This window comes from Mucilaginibacter gilvus (assembly GCF_004054195.1).
Classification (GTDB): Bacteria; Bacteroidota; Bacteroidia; order Sphingobacteriales; family Sphingobacteriaceae; genus Mucilaginibacter; species Mucilaginibacter gilvus.
In genome coordinates, this window is record NZ_SBIW01000011.1 from 32,741 (window position 1) to 49,697 (window position 16,957).

The 16,957-nt window shown below is 43.7% G+C and carries 19 protein-coding genes; 9 read left to right on the forward strand and 10 right to left on the reverse strand.

Annotated elements, in window-relative coordinates; all coding sequences use genetic code 11:
- Positions 1–30: 30 nt before the first annotated feature.
- On the forward strand, positions 31–1,119 hold the full coding sequence (locus EPL05_RS19510) for an HlyD family secretion protein (protein ID WP_243837332.1): 1,089 nt from the start codon (positions 31–33) through the stop codon (positions 1,117–1,119).
- Positions 1,120–1,193: 74 nt separating this feature from the next.
- Here the strand turns inward: EPL05_RS19510 and EPL05_RS19515 are convergent, their stop codons facing one another.
- From EPL05_RS19515 to EPL05_RS19550, 8 genes are all read right to left on the reverse strand, one after another.
- Positions 1,194–1,574, reverse strand: coding sequence for a hypothetical protein (locus EPL05_RS19515; RefSeq protein ID WP_128535680.1), 381 nt, complete (start codon positions 1,572–1,574; stop codon positions 1,194–1,196).
- Between the two features lie 379 nt (positions 1,575–1,953).
- Positions 1,954–2,760, reverse strand: a complete 807-nt coding sequence (locus EPL05_RS19520) for a PRTRC system ThiF family protein (RefSeq protein WP_128535681.1) — start codon at positions 2,758–2,760, stop codon at positions 1,954–1,956.
- Positions 2,757–3,473, reverse strand: coding sequence for a PRTRC system protein B (locus EPL05_RS19525; RefSeq protein WP_128535682.1), 717 nt, complete (start codon positions 3,471–3,473; stop codon positions 2,757–2,759). The genes EPL05_RS19520 and EPL05_RS19525 overlap by 4 nt, the downstream gene beginning before the upstream one ends.
- A complete protein-coding gene (locus EPL05_RS19530; RefSeq protein ID WP_128535683.1) occupies positions 3,470–4,606 on the reverse strand; it encodes a hypothetical protein in 1,137 nt (378 codons plus the stop codon). Before EPL05_RS19530 ends, EPL05_RS19525 begins: the two co-directional genes overlap by 4 nt.
- Before the next feature lie 57 nt (positions 4,607–4,663).
- Positions 4,664–4,882: a PRTRC system protein C gene (locus EPL05_RS19535; protein ID WP_128535684.1), complete on the reverse strand. Its 219-nt coding sequence runs from the start codon at positions 4,880–4,882 to the stop codon at positions 4,664–4,666.
- 11 nt (positions 4,883–4,893) lie between these two features.
- Positions 4,894–5,484 carry a hypothetical protein gene (locus EPL05_RS19540; protein WP_128535685.1) on the reverse strand — a complete coding sequence of 197 codons (591 nt, stop codon included), beginning with the start codon at positions 5,482–5,484 and terminating at the stop codon, positions 4,894–4,896.
- A 44-nt stretch (positions 5,485–5,528) separates the two neighbouring features.
- Entirely contained in the window at positions 5,529–5,864 is a 336-nt protein-coding gene (locus EPL05_RS19545; protein ID WP_128535686.1) for a penicillin-binding protein, read from the reverse strand.
- 27 nt (positions 5,865–5,891) lie between these two features.
- Positions 5,892–6,389 carry a DUF1281 family ferredoxin-like fold protein gene (locus tag EPL05_RS19550; protein ID WP_128535687.1) on the reverse strand — a complete coding sequence of 166 codons (498 nt, stop codon included), beginning with the start codon at positions 6,387–6,389 and terminating at the stop codon, positions 5,892–5,894.
- Positions 6,390–7,159: 770 nt separating this feature from the next.
- On the opposite strand from EPL05_RS19550, the gene mnmH reads away from it, so the two are divergent.
- Positions 7,160–8,200 carry a tRNA 2-selenouridine(34) synthase MnmH gene (gene mnmH / locus EPL05_RS19555; RefSeq protein ID WP_128535688.1) on the forward strand — a complete coding sequence of 347 codons (1,041 nt, stop codon included), beginning with the start codon at positions 7,160–7,162 and terminating at the stop codon, positions 8,198–8,200.
- A complete protein-coding gene (gene selD, locus EPL05_RS19560) occupies positions 8,193–9,233 on the forward strand; it encodes a selenide, water dikinase SelD (RefSeq protein ID WP_128535689.1) in 1,041 nt (346 codons plus the stop codon). The genes mnmH and selD overlap by 8 nt, the downstream gene beginning before the upstream one ends.
- Positions 9,234–9,238: 5 nt before the next feature.
- Here selD and EPL05_RS19565 read toward each other — a convergent pair whose 3' ends face one another.
- Complete coding sequence (locus EPL05_RS19565) at positions 9,239–9,859, reverse strand: class I SAM-dependent methyltransferase (RefSeq protein WP_128535690.1); 621 nt, start codon at positions 9,857–9,859, stop codon at positions 9,239–9,241.
- A gap of 47 nt (positions 9,860–9,906) precedes the next feature.
- Here EPL05_RS19565 and EPL05_RS19570 point away from each other — a divergent pair, with 47 nt between their 5' ends.
- From EPL05_RS19570 to EPL05_RS19580, 3 genes are all read left to right on the forward strand, one after another.
- Positions 9,907–10,383 (forward strand): rhodanese-like domain-containing protein, encoded by a 477-nt coding sequence (locus EPL05_RS19570; RefSeq protein ID WP_128535691.1) that lies wholly within the window; start codon positions 9,907–9,909, stop codon positions 10,381–10,383.
- A gap of 43 nt (positions 10,384–10,426) precedes the next feature.
- Entirely contained in the window at positions 10,427–11,677 is a 1,251-nt protein-coding gene (locus EPL05_RS19575; protein ID WP_128535692.1) for an MFS transporter, read from the forward strand.
- A 274-nt stretch (positions 11,678–11,951) separates the two neighbouring features.
- Positions 11,952–13,001 carry a hypothetical protein gene (locus EPL05_RS19580; protein ID WP_128535693.1) on the forward strand — a complete coding sequence of 350 codons (1,050 nt, stop codon included), beginning with the start codon at positions 11,952–11,954 and terminating at the stop codon, positions 12,999–13,001.
- Positions 13,002–13,009: 8 nt separating this feature from the next.
- Here the strand turns inward: EPL05_RS19580 and EPL05_RS19585 are convergent, their stop codons facing one another.
- On the reverse strand, positions 13,010–13,729 hold the full coding sequence (locus EPL05_RS19585; protein ID WP_128535694.1) for a TylF/MycF/NovP-related O-methyltransferase: 720 nt from the start codon (positions 13,727–13,729) through the stop codon (positions 13,010–13,012).
- Between the two features lie 174 nt (positions 13,730–13,903).
- Here EPL05_RS19585 and EPL05_RS19590 point away from each other — a divergent pair, with 174 nt between their 5' ends.
- Genes EPL05_RS19590 through EPL05_RS19600 form a run of 3 tightly spaced genes read left to right on the forward strand, consistent with a single transcriptional unit; the run spans position 13,904 to position 16,957 of the window.
- Positions 13,904–16,129, forward strand: coding sequence for a heavy metal translocating P-type ATPase (locus tag EPL05_RS19590; RefSeq protein WP_128535695.1), 2,226 nt, complete (start codon positions 13,904–13,906; stop codon positions 16,127–16,129).
- 27 nt (positions 16,130–16,156) lie between these two features.
- On the forward strand, positions 16,157–16,369 hold the full coding sequence (locus EPL05_RS19595) for a heavy-metal-associated domain-containing protein (protein ID WP_128535696.1): 213 nt from the start codon (positions 16,157–16,159) through the stop codon (positions 16,367–16,369).
- Between the two features lie 24 nt (positions 16,370–16,393).
- Positions 16,394–16,957, forward strand: coding sequence for a helix-turn-helix domain-containing protein (locus tag EPL05_RS19600; protein WP_128535697.1), 564 nt, complete (start codon positions 16,394–16,396; stop codon positions 16,955–16,957).

Genomic DNA, 16,957 nt, shown 5'->3' on the forward strand with positions numbered 1-16,957 from the left:
ATAACTCTATTTCTTTATATTTTCATTTTATTGTTTGGTTTATCTGCGCTTATAAAATATCCGGACATTGTTGAAACACAGCTTAAAATTGCTTCGTCAGATATGCCTAAACAAGTTGTGTCAAAAGTAAGTGGTAAACTGGTTAAATTATTAGTTATTAACAATGAAGAAATTAAAGCCAACCAGCCATTGGCTTATTTGGAAAGTACAGCCAGCCATGACAAAGTTTTGCAGTTGCTCATTCAACTAGAAAAAGTACAGGCGCGGCTAAACAATGGCCAAGCAATTGATCGGATATTTTTTGATAATTCCAGTAACTGCGAATTAGGTGAATTACAGGGGGCCTATCTGTCTTTTGCTAAAGCCTATTTAACCTATCGTTCATTTATCGAAAATGGCTTGTTAATTAGGAAACGCGCTTTCCTTCAGAAAGATATCTTATTGTTAAACAAGCAGGAGCAACAAAAAGTAAAAATGTCCGCCAAACTTCGCACTCAGGAACGTAAATACTTATGCCGAAAGGCATCGTTGTTGCATAGTGATGCCGAGATGATAACCTCAAGCAGCAATTTATTAGCCAAACGGATGAGAATTTTAGAGTTGGACGACCAGGCGAACAAAGAGTGCTCTAAATTGTTGCAGGCGCTCAATAGCTTGATTGACCAAGTTAAGAATTGGAAAAGCAATTATGTGTTGTCGGCCTCACAAGCCGGTAAAGTTTCTTTCGCGGGTATTATTCAGCGAAACCAGATAGTTACCGCCGGGCAAGTTGTTTTTTACATAAACGCAGGTCCCGGGCAGTTTTTTGGCGAGATGATTGTGCCGCAAAATAACTTGGGTAAAGTCAAAAAAGGGCAGGAAGTTTTGGTAAAATTAAAAAGCTATCCTTTTGAAGAGTATGGAATGTTGCAAGGAAAAATATCCTATATCTCCGATGTGCCTTATCGCGACAGCATATTTATATCGAAAGTTGAATTTAAATCTAATATTGCATCCGATTTAAAAAAAACTGTAACGTTAAAGCAAGGCATGATTGCCGATGCCGAGATTATTACACAGGATGCCACTTTATTTCAGAGATTAACACGTAATATTATTAAGGTTATAGATAATAAATAACTAAACAAATTATACTCGTTAAGCGCTGTAAACTGGGACTAATATATATTTCTTGCCTTCTTCAGCATTTTCAGTCAGCCATTCTTCGGCGTCAAACTCGCTGGTATGTTCAGTTTTGAAATATGTTTTCTAAATTCGGCTTTTACACCGTCACCTATGTCATTTCGGACTTTATATCCTTCGTCTGTTTTTTGATAGACTCTTAAAAGTAGTTCCGTAGGGACTTCCATCAGTTCAAGTTCCGTAAAATGGTCCTCTGAGATTTCCGCTTGGAAGCTGGAATGTTTATTGTCAAAGAATACAATGCTAACCTTACTGTCCGCATCGTAACCATTTTTAACCAACTCAATAATAGCACCTTTTGATGTAGCAATATTCTCCCTGCCTATCAACCTGGCAGTTCTTGCTGATACTTTAAATGGTACTTTATTAGTGATTGGTTTAATTTCTTCCATCAAATTTATATGGGGCAAATATCTTACTACTATTTAAAGGTAGAACTATCTGTTAAAAAAAGAGCACTTAAAAAGAGCTATCTTACATTAGATACAAATGTATTGATTATAGCCTGTTAAAATAAGGCTCCCATTCTTTAAATAATGATGCCAACTATCTTGATAATTTTTTTGGACTTTGCGGTAATCGGTGCGAGGGAGTTGGGTTACCATTTTATCCGAGTTTTGCCGCCTAAATTTATAATTCCCTTCCGCATTTTTTAAAGCACCGCCTGTTTGATCCCCTATCAAAACAATAAACAGGTGGTGAAGGGCAACGGCAAAGCCGTTGCCGCGGGGCATTATAGGCGCTCCCCAAAGCTCGTTGTCTAAACCCCACTCAACCTACTTTCAAGGGCTGTGTCCTGAATTCTTTCAGGTTGAGGAAGAAACCCCTGTTGTACAGCATCCCTTCACGGAATAGTGACCAAAGCAGCGATGCGCCGAGGTTAGCTAACGTAGAATTGATAAACAAGTCCTGTTTAGTGAGCGCTTCCGCTACGGAACAACTTGGGGTATCGTCATCCAATTCCGAGGTTTCCAGTAAGCCTTTAAATTCATCCGTTACCATCGGTAGTTTAGCTACGGTTTGGTACTGTTCAGATTCCGGCTGCTTAACCGCTTCAATCGTGGATAGGATCACCTGCCCGGTATCTTTCCTGTTCCCGCAGTCCATCCAGTAAAGCGGTTTATTGCGCTCATAGCGGGAGTCACCAGAGAACCCTTTTAATATCTCCGCTATGTCCATACGGGCCGCTACTTTATCCACACAAGAGATATACAGGTTAGCCTTACCATTATTGGGAAATGTACGCAACGCTGTTTGATGGAATAGTTCCGTTACCGCTTTCCAGTTCGTGCCAAAAAAGCGGTTGATACGGTTAATGAGCGCAACGGATTTAAACATACCGAGTTCACTATCCGCAAATAGCTGCCTGCCCTGGTTCGCTTCGCTCACCCGGTCATTATCATAGAGGTAAACCTGTAAGCCGGGGTGCCCTAATGCCGTCAGGGCGTGGTTCATTTTAGCTAAAGCCATGACCATGTTGCTCCCTGTACCCCCTGCACCGATGAGGTTGACGGTAATGGGATTGGTCGGGTTGATGAGGTAATTGTCGGTGATATGAATAGCGGTCAGGATGTTCATCGGATGAGGTGTTTAAGTGTTTTTTGATGAGGTATTAAGGATTTGAGGGGAAATTGCTTTTCAGTATCGATAAGGCTTTGCCACAGCTGCACCATGTTCCCTTTGACGGGGTTATGGTTTTGCATTATGTGGCTGAAATAACTGTCAAAAAAGGCCTGCTCCCATTGCGCTATAAAATCTTCCAAACCACAGTTCTTACTGATAGATATGGCGACATTGCCCATGCACACCCTGCCATCATGGTAGGTATTAAAGAAAGGGGCATGATAAAGTTCGGTATCTAAATTAACATCCTTATCATCGATCAGCGCATAAATGGCAAGCCCTTGCTTCGTCGCTTTCCATATTAAAGCGGGGATGTGGGCGAAGCCGTTATTAATACCTAATCCCGCTTTAAAAAACAGCTTCCTGTTTTGTTTGGGTGTATGCCAGATCGCATAACCGTTTCTTTCGGTATCAAGATACAGCAGGTTCTTCGGTAACAAACCCGCAGGTTTTAGAAAAGCGGTATGCTTACTTTGATTCGTATGCAAGGCTTTCGCCAAAGCAGCCCCTTCGGTTACCGAAAGCGGATGAGCATTGATGGGGTAACCTTGGGGGTCTATATCGTAGCTTTCAATATACACCTGTTTACCGCTATTTTCCTGTTGATAGATCAGTAAGGCTTTTTGGGGATGGTAGAGCGAGCCAAAGACATGGGTCAGGTTCTTCATGGTAAATCATTTAAGAGGATACATAGATTATCAATGAGTTCAAAAAGACGGCGTTCAAAATCAAGGGTGTCCGTGTTGCCGGCCAGTTGTTCGTCATAAACCCTGATCAATACGGGCTCCTGGGTGCTGCTCTTTTCGTTGAACTCGCTATTGACCATTTCGGAAAGGCTGTCATACAGGCTACCCTCATTCTCCGCTATAAAGTGGACAATTTCGGATAAGCGGATGGTACTATCCATTTCATCATAGTACCCATCATCATTATCTTCGCCGTTGCTGTCTTCCTTTTCGGGAAAACTATCATTAACGTGACGGAATAAAATGCCATTCGGAAAGGATGACCAAAGGTCTAAGGCATCTTTCGCCAGTTTCAGGCACCCCTCCTCAAAATCGGTATGCGCACGGTATTGCTGCACCCGTTCCGCAAAATGTTCGAGGTGGTATTGGTTATGCAGCTTGCGCTGCATGATGTCGCCGTAATAGTTTGCAGAATACAGGGCTGACCGTTCTGAATTAACATCCCGCTCATCCATTTGGTCTACGTCATTCTCAATCCAGTCCTCCAGTATTTCGTAGTGGTAAAACAGAAAACTGTCCTCATCCCGGTAATAAGGTATACCGGTGATATGATAGAGGTAAGCGCAAACGGACATTAACAGTTCTGCACTCCGTTTATCTTTACCGCTTTTCAACAAGCGGTAAAGAGGCAGTATAGGGATATAGTAAAGGGTATGGCCTGTGGACACATATTCTTTGGTCGCCAGTTTAACTTTGTCGGCATCATCGCTGATGATGCACAGTTCTGTATGGCTTTTGCCTTTACAAACCTGTTGCTCCGCATTCCAGTAAGCCAGTAAGATATTGTAGGGATGGGGCTTGTCGCTGACATCCATTACTTTTATATCGTATTGTTTTTCAAAGATGGAAAGGGAGTTAAACACCCCCGTTTCCAAATCCTTGATCTCTGGCAGTTCCGCAGCGGGTTCGTATAGCGGTAAAAAGCGGTGGTTCAAAAAACCATCGGCAGTAAATCCGCAGGGGCTGACCGGGGCTTGTTCCGGCTGACTTCTCGTGCATCGGGTAAGCGGTCTAAGTCCTTGCTGAATGCCTGTAGTTGCTGATAGAGTTTGCATTGTTTTGAAGTTTTAGGCGGTTGTACCCTGCCGTTGCTGTTTATTATTTTCATCTGTTTAGCCTTTCGTGCCGATGGTGGAAACGAAGCAGTATTGTATCTCATCCTTTTTAATTTCCGGGCCGTTTATTTTGGCAGTGGTGAGAATGGGATAAGTTCCCGAGTAAAAGTTCAGCACCGCTTCGGGGCTGAACTTTTTATTGGGGTCGGTTAAACGGACTTCCTGCCCGTTTTCTTTGTGTAAAAACACCCGTGGTAATATGCTGGTTAATAACATGGTGATATGGTTTATTCTGCGTTAAAATTGATAAGGGCTTTTTCGTAAAGTGCTATTTGCGTTTTCAGGTAGTCGGTCTTTTTCTTCAACTCGCCTTCCTTATGCGGGTAATCGGTTACGGATGGCAGGATGTTCAAGGCATCGCTGAACTTTAGTTTTTTAATCAGTTCCGCTACTTCCTGCATGGCATCATCGTAAGCTTTCTTTTTTTCCTCTTTACTGATTTTGGCATCGGGAACGATAATGTCGCCGTTATCTTTACTGGCAGAAGCTTGTTTTTTTGCTTTTTCCATGTTGTCCTGCTCCTGTTTGGATGCCAATTTAGCAGCCTCCAAACCCTTGAGGTAGCTTTCCATATTCGTGTACAAACCTGCGGTTTGTTGTACAGGGGCGGTTATGGTTTCAAAAAAGCCATCGTTCAGTTCGGATGCCGCGCCTTTAAGCAGCATGGGCGGGATAGCTTTAGCAGCATGATCCCCGCATTGTAAGGCGGTAAACAAGGCGGATACGGTAAATTCCATATTGTCTTCTGTTTGGATGGTGATTTTCCAGTTGCCGGGGAGGTTCATCCCGGCTATGATTTCAAAAAAGTTAGTGGTCATGTTATTGATTTTAATGATTTGTAATTCTGTTTAAATACTTGTTTTCAGGTCTTTATCAGGTATAGGTAGTCGTTGTAGCGTTGGGTAATATCATCACTCCGCTCAAACTTGTCCTTACCGAAGTCATACTTTTCTTCAAAGAATGAAACCCGCTTTTTCAGCAAATTAATCTCATACCGGTATGTGGCGTTTACCCGCTGTTCACCCATTGTACAATGTTCCGTTAACAGCTTTAATTCGGCTGTGCTATCGGCTAACGCCAATAGCGGGAGTATTAAATCTTCCACGATATAACCCTGTTCAGGTGCGCAGCTGCTGTCGGCAACACATTTGAGTTTTCTGCCGTTGCTTAGGGTGATGTGTATGTTAGCACGTGTCATGTTATTTGATTTTAAAGTGATGGGATATTAGTATTCGTTGTTGTTCAAATCCTGCAATGCCTGAGCCTCCTTTTTCCTTTCCAAAAGGATTTCCAGTATCTCGTCGTTACTTTCGTAAGTATTGCCTTCAAAAGTATAGGTGTCCGTATCTTCATCAAATCCGCACAGGTCGTAGTCTACAGGTTGTAAGAAAACATCCGTAAATACACCGTCTTTGTAGGAGGCTTCGCCATAGACCATATTTCCCGGTTCGGCGTAGCGGTGAATAAAGCCTATGCGGAAATGTTCAGCTATGTGCTTCATTACCCCAAAATTGGGTGACCATTTCGTTTCGTAATACAGGATGCCCCCTTCCCATCGGGTTTCAAAAAGGTATCCTGTATCTTTTTCGTTTACAAAGGCGGGTAACTGCCCTTTGCATTCTTTTTTTTCTTTTGCAGCCATCGCTGTAAAAAGCACTTCCAAATACTCAAATTGGCTGTGTTCGCCAATAAATTCTACCGTGTTACTGCACCAGTTTGCCATGTCTTGTTTGTTGAGTGAATAAATCTGTTTCGCATCTTTCTTCGCCCCGCCTGTCCTGATTAATATTTTTAAAAGAAAAAGGGGAAAAAGAAAGCCGCACATGTTGACCGCAGCAAGACAAAAGGAAACGGAATAAGTGCCGGAGGCTGAATAGGTGAGGTACGAGCTTATTCATTATGCCGTAAGCTTTTGGCATCCTCCAAAAAAGAAAACGGTCAACAATTTAGCTGCGCTTTTTACCCGTTCGCGTAAAAATTAAATCAACAAATGCCCCGCATCACCTCCCTGGTTTATCAAGGCAAATAAATCCATGTCAAAATAAAACCGGAGCAATTTATTCCAGGGGGTAGCAAGTGCCTGCCTGCCGGATGAGCGGGAGGAATAAGCCAGGTTAAGCGGAGCGTACGGTCTTATTCGGGAAAGCGGGCGGGGCATACGGCAGGCAGGCTCTTGCTGTGCGGCCCGGAATCTGGCGAAGGAATGCAGCAAGGCAAATGGAGGAGCCTGATGAGAGGGCGTGGGTAGATGCAGCAGGGATGGCAGCCGCATCCTTCTACTGAAGATACAGCGGATCAGCCCGGCCCCTTAAATACTCAAAACAAGACATAGCGGGCTGCCTCATACAGGCTAAGTTAACGGACGGATTAAAGGGGAACCAATAGATAATCATTTGCACTAAAAACAGCTATAAAAATGAAAAATATAAGCGTTAGTTGCTTTCCTTAGTTAGCCGCCTCCGTTATTTGATTTGTAACGTATCTTTGCTTTGAATGACCAAGCCGATTTTAGTTAATGATTTCCTGCTTCTCCGTAACATCGTCCCTTTGGTTGATGTACGCACACCGGCTGAATTTGAACACGGGCATGTGCCGGGCGCATTCAACCTTCCGCTGTTCAGTAATGAAGAAAGGGTCAGCGTAGGTACGACCTACAAGCAAGTCGGCCGTGAAGAAGCTATCCTTTTAGGCTTTGATCTCACGGGTTCTAAATGGTCGGGCTTTATTAAAGAGGCTTTGATTATTGCACCGGACAAAAAGATAGGAGTCCATTGCTGGCGCGGCGGTATGCGCAGCGGGGCAATGGCCTGGGCGCTTGATCTCTACGGCTTCGATGTCTATCTGATACAAGGTGGCTACAAAAAATATCGCGGCTGGGTGCATCAGCAATTTGAGAAAACCTATCAGCTTCAAATTCTGGGTGGGATGACCGGTTCAGGTAAAACAAAGCTATTGCAACAGCTCAAAGCAATGGGCGAACAAGTGATAGACCTGGAAGATCTGGCACAGCATCAGGGTTCATCCTATGGCAGCATGAATAAAATGGTGCAGCCAACACAGGAACAATTTGAAAACAACCTGGCCGATAAGCTAAAAGGATTGGATAATCATCAAAGAATTTGGGTAGAAGATGAAAGCTTAACCATAGGCAAACGTTCTATACCCAATTCATTCTGGCACCAAATGCGGGGTGCTCCGATGATTGATATAAAGGTTAATTTGCAGCTGCGTGTTAACAGTTTGGCTGCTGAATACGGGTCTTTAGATAAAAACTTCCTGATGGAATCTACCGAACATATCCGAAAACGGCTTGGCCCCGAACAAACCAAATACGCTATTGAAGCCATTATGGAAGGCCGCATGAGAGATTTTGTGAAGATAGTGCTGGTTTATTATGATAAAACCTATCGTACCGGTTTAAATAAGCGAAACCCGGAGAAGGTCTTTTCATTAGAATTAAACGATTCCGCTATCGCTAACCAGGCCTATCACCTATTAAATTTTACAGTCAATACGCATATTACTAATGGATAATCAAACCATAAAACTTACTCAATATTCACACGGTGCAGGTTGCGGCTGTAAGATCAGCCCCGCAATTCTCGACAAGATACTGCACAGCCCTATCGCTGCAATTCCGGATACGAGGTTGTTGGTTGGTAATGATAAAAGAGACGACGCAGCGGTTTTAGATCTGGGTAACGGTACGGCCTTAATCTCTACGACAGACTTTTTTATGCCGATAGTGGATGATGCCTATGACTTCGGGCGTATCGCTTCTGCTAACGCGATCAGCGATGTTTATGCTATGGGCGGTAAACCGGTATTAGCCATTGCTATTTTGGGCTGGCCGATTGATAAACTGCTGCCGGAAGTCGCTCAAAAAGTATTGGAGGGCTCCCGCGCTATTTGCGCCGAAGCAGGTATAACATTAGCAGGGGGCCATAGTATTGATTGCCCCGAGCCGGTATTTGGTTTAGCGGTTAATGGTATAGTGAATATTTCACAGCTTAAACAAAATTCAACAGCCACTGCGGGTTGCCGGTTATACCTCACAAAAGCTTTGGGTGTAGGCATCTTATCAACTGCTCAAAAGCGGGGTGTGCTGTTACCGGAAGATGCAGCGATTGCATTAAGGAGCATGACCACTTTAAACAAGTTGGGCGAAGTATTTGGCCGAATGGATCATGTAAAAGCCATGACTGACGTTACCGGCTTTGGTTTATTAGGCCATCTTTCAGAAATGTGCGAGGGCAGTGGTTTAGCGGCGATCATTGAGTTTAATAAAGTCCCGGTGATCCCATCGTTAGCGGGCTACTTAGAACAAAAATGCTTTCCGGGCGGTACTGAGCGTAACTGGAAAAGCTATGGAAGCAAAATTGGGCAGTTGACCGAAGAACAGAAATATATCCTGGCTGATCCGCAAACAAGCGGCGGCCTGCTGGTAGCCGTTGCGGAGGAGGGTGCTGCGGCGTTTGAGGCGGAACTAAAAAGCATAGAGCATAATTTGGAGCCTATCGGTTGGTTGGAGCCTCTAAACAACCGGACATTAATAACAGTGGTCTAAATTTGTTAATTGACACCTTGCTTTTTAAAGCTGCAGAAGAGGAAGTTTTGTTTGGTTTGAAAAGGCGTGATATGATCTTCATTAATACATCTGATCTTTTCAAAGTCTTTTTGTAGCCGGGATCTTAATTGATCTTCTGTATATTGTTTTATGGGCAGGCCACTGCATTTTTCCGGCCCGTTTTCTGAAAATGTACCTACAACCATATAGCTACTGATTGAATTGCCTGCTATTTTCAGGTAAGTTGCTACCTGGCTTTCCCGGGTCAGGAAATGGAAAGTGGCACGGTCGTGCCACAGGTCAAAATGTTCGTCTGTTTTGAATTCGGTAATATCAGAAACTACCCACCTAACCAATTTGCTTTGTTCGCCAAGCCTGGCTTTTGCTTTGTTGATCGCGGCTTCGGAGATATCCAAAACAGTAATATTCTGAAAACCCTCCTGTAAAAGGAAATCTACCAGTTTACTATCGCCCCCACCAATATCAATGATACTCGAACTTTTAGATAGCTTAAACCCGTGAATAAAATCCAAAGATGTTTGGGGCACTGCCTGTGTCCAGCTTACCTCTTCAGAAGTTTTATTGGAATAAACATTATCCCAGTGTGCTTTTTGATTATCTTTCATGAATAAAATCCGATCTCGGTAATAAAGGTCATCATAATTTCACCTAAATGAAAAATAAAATACGCCTAACACTTTTTTGTCTTATCATAGCAGCGCTATGGGTGTCAACAGCTAAAGCGCAGACATCCCCGGGAGCTTTACCTGCCGTTCTGAATAATTATCCCTGGACAGACAGTGAACTAATAGAGCCTGCTGCACTTGCTGCCAGTATCAAAGCAAACACGGTTACCCTTCCGTTAATAATAAATATAGGTGCGGTTGAAGATATTAAAGGAGCTAAACATATTGGTGCGGCTGGTAAATCAGAAAATCTGAAAGCGTTAAAAAGTATGGTGGCCACGCTGCCTAAAAATACAGGGATCGTTATTTATTGCGGTTGCTGCCCTTTTTCTAAATGCCCTAACATCAGGCCGGCTTTCCAGGAGTTAAAGAAAATGGGGTTTACCAGTGTTAAGTTGTTAAACCTTCCCGTTAACCTGCAAACCAATTGGATCGGTAAAGGTTATCCGTTAGCAGGAAGCTGATATAAATCCGGCTGCCTTTATCCAAAAGATCCCAGGTAAAATAATGAATAAAGCAGTTAGGTCCAGGTCATTGCTAAACGCGCTAAAAGAATCTTTTCAGGTCTTAAAAAATCGGATATTTTCACTATTATACTTTGCTGAATCCATTAGTTTACTGGGTGACGCTTTTACCTGGGTTGGACTGGCTTTATTATCCTATCAGTTTGGTAAAGAAAGATCAGCTGTTATTTTAGCGACAGCGCTAACCCTGCGGGTTACTGCCTTTATTATCTTTTCGCCCTTCGCGGGCGTTTTGGCTGACCGCATGAGTCGAAAAATTATTCTATACGTGACTCACTTTATCCGAATGGCGATTGTTGCGTGTTTGCCTTTTGTCGATCAGGAGTGGCAGATCTATGTGCTCGTTTTTTTACTTAACATATTTAATGCCTTTTTTACGCCTACCTATCGCGCAGTTATACCGCAAGTGGTAGATCATGCTAATTACAGGCAGGCAGTAGGCTTGTCTACAGCAACGTTTCAGATCTTAGGCGTATTGGGGCCCGGTTTAGCGGGGATACTTGCGGTGTGGTTTGGCGCAAGAGATATCTTTTTTATTGATGCAGTTTCGTTCGTTATCGCCGCTATTCTGATATTGATGCTTCCGGCAGCCAAATTACAACACGCCATAAAGAAAAATGAAAAGGCATTCACCGCCTGGCATGACGCGATCAAAGGGATACGGCTATTATTTAAAAATCCGCTGATCCGCTTTGCATTGCTCATAGAATTTGTTTCCGCGATTGCGGGAGCACAAATATTGGTGAATACCGTAGGACATATTAAGAGCGGCTTACATTTAGACGATAAGCATTACGGCTGGGTGATGGCGGCATTTGGGATCGGTGCCAGTATAGCAGCATTTGTGGCCGGCAGTTTAGATAAAACCAAATCACGCAGGTTATCATTGATCATTGGCGCGACGGTGTTGGCGATCACCATATCTATCACCAATTTCGTTGGGTACCCGTTAATGCTGGTATTATGGCTCTTTGCCGGATTAGGACAAAGCCTGACTGAAATGCCGTCAGAAACCCTGATCGGTGAAAATATTGCCGAAAATGAACAGGGCAAGGTTTATGGATCGCACTTTGCCTTTTCGCACCTTTGGTGGGCCGTCGCTTATCCTATAGCGGGCTTTATGGGCAGCCATTATCCGGGCAAGGATTTTTTATATGGTGGGGTCGTCTCATTCTTCCTTTTAGGAATTGCTTTGTTATTTACTAAAAGAGCAAAAAAAATCATTAGTCTTTAAATGCTTTTGTTTGTTGCGCAATAGGAACACTACTTTTTCCGCAACCCATTTACGCGTGTAGTCCTAATTAGCTGGCCGCGGCCTTGCGTAGCTTCAATATCTTATCATTTTAAACACTGATAATTGATCTATTTATCTTTTATTATAATGCGAGCTAATAAATTCCTGTTTCAATTAAAGTAAACTCCTGATTATCTTTGCCTGGCGTATTTCTATCTGCGTATAATCGTTTAAGTTTAATATTGTAACTTTCCAAAACTTATATTTTCATACAATGAGAAAAATGGCCCTCTTTCTTTTATCGTTCATGATGATACTTACCTTAAGTTCGCTGTCGGATGACTTGAATTCAATCGGAGAGGGACAGCAACCTCAGGTCAGCGTGGACAATAAAGGAACGATAAGAGTTGTATTTGGATCAGGTGAGCAAATATTTTGCGCTACATCCAGGGATCATGGATTACATTTCGGTCAACCCGTCCTTGTGGCCAAAGTTCCGGAGATGCACCTCGGCATGTCCCGGGGGCCGCAATTAGCCAGTTCAAAAAACTATTCTGTAATCTCGGCAATAGATAAAAGCGGAGCAATACACTGGTTTCGACTGAACCATGGAACAGATCAATGGAAAAAAATGGGTGTAATTAATGACCGTTCCGGATCAGCACCTGAAGGACTGATGAGCATTGCTGCTGACAGCCAGGATCATTTTTATGCTGCATGGCTTGACATTCGGACCGGCAAACAAAACCAGATCTATTTTGCATCCTTGTCGGGGAAAACTGTTAACTGGTCTAAAAATGTGATGGTATATCACTCACCCGATCAGCATGTTTGTGAGTGCTGTAAACCCAGCATAGCGGTACAGGGCCCTTCAGTCGCTATCATGTTCCGGAACTGGCTGAGTGGTTTGCGGGATCTGTATGTAACACGCTCAGCCAACATGGGGCAAACGTTTTCAGCAGCCCAAAAGATGGGATTGGATACCTGGAAACTGAACGGCTGCCCAATGGATGGCGGGGGCTTGCGTATCACCCCGGCCAACGCGGTGCAGACGGTATGGCAGCGAAAGGGGAACATCTATTATGCTACCCCGAATAAACCGGAAACCTATCTGGCCAAAGGAAGAACCTGTAGTATTTCAGGCAGTAGAACAAATCCGCTGATCACTTACCAGAACAGCGACACCCTGAATATGATCGAGTTCCCTCAAAAAACACCAAGGATGGTCGGAACAGGCGGATACCTAAAAGCTGTGCCTGTTAACTCGGCCGTCAGCCTTTTCGTTTGGGAACAAAACAACCAAATCAAATGCCGCCGGATGTAATGAATGGATTAAACCTTACGGAAGTAAGCATGATTATATTGATTTCCCCAAAGGCAAACGATCTTCTCCGGCTTATCGGCAAAAAATTCATCGTAGGCTAACTTTACGCCAGGGTTAATATCAAGGCCTTCCACACCGGTTGCCGAATCAAAATAGTCCATCATGATACAGATCGAATTTTTTGACATCCGGGGATAGATACTTTCAAAGCAATGCAGCATTACCGCCTTATGTTCAAGTTTATCGCCGCCAAACCCACAGTCGATATGCACAAAGGCAATTTCTTTGGGCAGCTCATTTGGCAGGGTCGTTCCAAAGTCCCCCTTATGCACAATAGGCTGTTTTAATTTGGCCTTATTAAAATTGGCTTTCAGTTCTTCTTCAACACTCCCTTTAACTTTAAACGATGCGAAAAAGCTGTCGTAAAGATGCAATTGTTTATCAGAGGCATTCAGTTCGATCACCTTTTCAAAAATCAGTGCGCATTGGCCGGTAAAACAGCCTAATTCAACAACATCGCCGGACACTCCGTTAAAAATCACCGAATCCAGTAAATGGTAATAATTGATCCTTTGCTCAGCCGTGTTCATGTCAATGTTGGTATCCAGCTGCTTTACCTGATAACCGGTTTGCATAAACCGCAATCCCTTATTTACAAACTCAATTAAAGCGGAGCGCTTCTTTTCTTTTACAGCGTAAGGTTTTTTAACGAGGAAATAATTGTCCATATGCTTCGATTAAATAATGTGTTTAGACATTAGTTGATACTATAAACCAATATTCAATAATAAGGAAATTTGCCTTAAATCTTCTTGAAATAACGGTATTCTATAAATCTTAAACAGAATCCTGTAAAGCAGGGCTGTGTTCATGGCGTAAATTTGTATTGTAAAAAATAAATCATGCAACCAGATACACAAACGCTTACTTTCCCGGTTACCGGCATGACCTGTGCCGGCTGTTCAGCAAGCGTTGAATCGATGATCAGCGCACAACAAGGCGTTGATAAGGCCGAAGTGAACTATGCCAGCCAGTCTGTTAAAGTAGCTTTTCATCCCCAGATCATAAAGCCTTCCGACTTTCAAAAAGCGGTTCAGTCTATAGGCTACGACCTTATTTTAGATACCGACAACGGTAAAGCTTTGCAGGAAGAAGTGCAGCAAAACCATTATCAGCAATTAAAAACTAAATTGACCTGGTCAGCTATGCTGACCATTCCGGTAGTCATGATCGGTATGTTCTTCATGGACCTGCCGTATGCCAACTATATCATGCTCGCCTTAACTGCCCCGGTATTATTTCTTTTTGGCCGGAACTTCTTTGTCGGAGCCTGGAAGCAGGCGCGCCACGGCAGGGCAAATATGGATACCCTTGTGGCACTCTCTACGGGGATCGCTTTTTTATTTAGTGTTTTCAACACCCTGTACCCTCAATTCTGGCATAGCCGAGGACTGCACCCGCATGTTTACTATGAAGCGGCAGCCGTCGTGATTGTCTTTATTCTGCTCGGCAAATTATTAGAAGAACGGGCAAAATCCAATACTTCCTCTGCTATCAGGAAGCTGATCGGGCTACAGCCTAAAACCGTCCTTTTGATCACACTTAACGGTGAGAAAGAAACCCTTATTGCTGACGTTCAGATCGGTGATCAAATCTTGGTACGGTCAGGTGAAAAGATACCCGTGGATGGGTTGCTTTACGATGGCCATTCGTTTGTAGACGAAAGCATGATCTCGGGAGAACCCGTTGCGGTTGAAAAGAAAGCCGGGGATCGGGTATTTGCGGGTACGATCAATCAAAAAGGCAGTTTTCATTTTACTGCTGAAAAAGTAGGTGGTGCAACGCTATTGGCGCAGATCATTCAATTGGTGCAGGATGCGCAAGGCTCCAAAGCACCGGTGCAAAAATTGGTGGATAAAATAGCCGGTATATTTGTGCCCATTGTGATCGGAATTGCGCTGGTAACTTTAGTGATCTGGCTCTTTTTTGGCGGTCAATATGCTTTTACACAAGGCTTACTGGCAATGGTTACGGTGCTGGTGATTGCTTGCCCATGCGCGTTAGGACTGGCTACGCCGACGGCGCTGATGGTAGGTATCGGCAAGGGTGCTGAAAACGGTATCCTGATTAAAGATGCAGAAGCACTGGAACAAGGGCATAAAGTAAATGCGATTATCCTGGACAAAACGGGCACACTCACCGAAGGAAATCCGGTAGTGACAGACCTGATCTGGACGAGTAAGCTGACAGAGATCGAAAGCAACAAGTACATATTCAGGGAAATAGAAAAGCAATCTGAACACCCTTTAGCGGGTGCCATTGTCGAATATCTGCAAATAGAACAACGCAGCTCCGTACAGATCACCGGCTTTGAAAGCCTAACCGGCCGGGGCGTTAAAGCACAATATCAGGGCAGGAACTACCAGGCAGGCAGTCATAAGCTGGTTGAAGAAAGCGGAATGATTATCCCGGCTGATTTGCAATCACGCATCGAAGGCATGTTGTCACAGGCAAAGACGGTGATATACTTTGGCGATGACAGGCAGGTACTGGCTATTGCGGCTATCGCAGACCAAATCAAAACGGGTTCTGCCAAAGCGGTGTCAGCCTTGAAAGATCAGGGCATTGCGGTTTATATGCTAACCGGGGATAACCAGGTTACGGCTGCGGCTGTTGCTAAAGAAGCAGGCATTGACCATTACCAGGCAGATGTTTTACCATCCGGGAAAGCCGACTTTGTCAAAGCTTTGCAGGCACAGGGAAAAACCGTTGCTATGATCGGTGATGGCATCAATGACAGTCAGGCGCTGGCACAGGCGGACGTTTCTATCGCGATGGGAAGAGGCTCTGATATCGCCATGGATGTGGCCGGAATAACTTTAGTGTCTTCCGACCTGCTAAAGGTGCCAAAAGCACTGCGGTTGTCCAGGCTTACGGTACAAACCATCCGGCAAAACTTGTTCTGGGCCTTTATCTATAACCTCGTAGGCATTCCGCTTGCAGCGGGTATCTTATATCCGGTGAACGGCTTTCTATTAAACCCGATGATCGCAGGCGCGGCAATGGCGTTAAGTTCTGTTTCGGTGGTGAGCAACAGCTTGCGGCTAAAATGGGCAAAACTCAATTAATTTATAAACAAACAATAAATCATAAACATGGAAACTTTAAAATTCAAAACCAATATCAAATGTGGCGGATGTATCGCAGCGGTTACAACAACCTTAGATACACTTGATGGCGTAGCTAAATGGAACGTAGATACTGCTAACCCGGACAAGATACTAACTGTTGAATCCAGTGACGGACTAACATCAGATGAGGTGATCGGCGCTTTAAAGATCAAAGGATATCATGCTGAAAAAATTTAATCGTAATATTGTTTAAATAAACAGATGATACTGCACATCAAAAATATGGTTTGTGACCGCTGCATTATGGTGGTCAGGCAACAGCTACAAAATATTGGGCTGGACGTTGGCGAGGTTAACTTAGGTGCCGCTACTGTTCAGCCCGAACCGGACGCTGACCAATTGAGCCTGATCGCATCGCAGCTTAAATTGTTAGGCTTTGAATTACTGGACAATGAGAAGGATCAAATGGTGGAACGTATTAAAAGCCTGGTCATTGAAAAAGTACACCATAGCGACCTGGCCGATTCCCATTTGAATTTTTCGCAGTATATATCGGACGGCCTTAATAAGGACTATGCTTACCTCAGCCGGATGTTCTCTGATGCGGAAGACACAACGATTGAAAAATTCATTATCCAGCAAAAGATAGAAAAAGTTAAAGAACTGCTGGAATATGGACAGTTAAATTTAAACGAGATCACCTGGAAAATGGGTTACAGCAGCAGTGCGCATCTATCCGCCCAGTTCAAGGCTACAACTGGTTTAACACCCAGTCAGTTCAAGGCTTCTGAAAAAATGAACAGAAAAGCGATTGACAAAATTTAA

Bases quoted from the DNA above. Each gene is read 5' to 3' on its own strand.
- EPL05_RS19515 (WP_128535680.1), bottom strand. From the start codon at position 1,574: ATGGAAGAAATTAAACCAATCACTAATAAAGTACCATTTAAAGTATCA.
- EPL05_RS19520 (WP_128535681.1), bottom strand. From the start codon at position 2,760: ATGAACATCCTGACCGCTATTCATATCACCGACAATTACCTCATCAAC.
- EPL05_RS19525 (WP_128535682.1), bottom strand. From the start codon at position 3,473: ATGAAGAACCTGACCCATGTCTTTGGCTCGCTCTACCATCCCCAAAAA.
- EPL05_RS19530 (WP_128535683.1), bottom strand. From the start codon at position 4,606: ATGCAAACTCTATCAGCAACTACAGGCATTCAGCAAGGACTTAGACCG.
- EPL05_RS19535 (WP_128535684.1), bottom strand. From the start codon at position 4,882: ATGTTATTAACCAGCATATTACCACGGGTGTTTTTACACAAAGAAAAC.
- EPL05_RS19540 (WP_128535685.1), bottom strand. From the start codon at position 5,484: ATGACCACTAACTTTTTTGAAATCATAGCCGGGATGAACCTCCCCGGC.
- EPL05_RS19545 (WP_128535686.1), bottom strand. From the start codon at position 5,864: ATGACACGTGCTAACATACACATCACCCTAAGCAACGGCAGAAAACTC.
- EPL05_RS19550 (WP_128535687.1), bottom strand. From the start codon at position 6,389: ATGGCAAACTGGTGCAGTAACACGGTAGAATTTATTGGCGAACACAGC.
- mnmH (WP_128535688.1), top strand. From the start codon at position 7,160: ATGACCAAGCCGATTTTAGTTAATGATTTCCTGCTTCTCCGTAACATC.
- selD (WP_128535689.1), top strand. From the start codon at position 8,193: ATGGATAATCAAACCATAAAACTTACTCAATATTCACACGGTGCAGGT.
- EPL05_RS19565 (WP_128535690.1), bottom strand. From the start codon at position 9,859: ATGAAAGATAATCAAAAAGCACACTGGGATAATGTTTATTCCAATAAA.
- EPL05_RS19570 (WP_128535691.1), top strand. From the start codon at position 9,907: ATGAAAAATAAAATACGCCTAACACTTTTTTGTCTTATCATAGCAGCG.
- EPL05_RS19575 (WP_128535692.1), top strand. From the start codon at position 10,427: ATGAATAAAGCAGTTAGGTCCAGGTCATTGCTAAACGCGCTAAAAGAA.
- EPL05_RS19580 (WP_128535693.1), top strand. From the start codon at position 11,952: ATGAGAAAAATGGCCCTCTTTCTTTTATCGTTCATGATGATACTTACC.
- EPL05_RS19585 (WP_128535694.1), bottom strand. From the start codon at position 13,729: ATGGACAATTATTTCCTCGTTAAAAAACCTTACGCTGTAAAAGAAAAG.
- EPL05_RS19590 (WP_128535695.1), top strand. From the start codon at position 13,904: ATGCAACCAGATACACAAACGCTTACTTTCCCGGTTACCGGCATGACC.
- EPL05_RS19595 (WP_128535696.1), top strand. From the start codon at position 16,157: ATGGAAACTTTAAAATTCAAAACCAATATCAAATGTGGCGGATGTATC.
- EPL05_RS19600 (WP_128535697.1), top strand. From the start codon at position 16,394: ATGATACTGCACATCAAAAATATGGTTTGTGACCGCTGCATTATGGTG.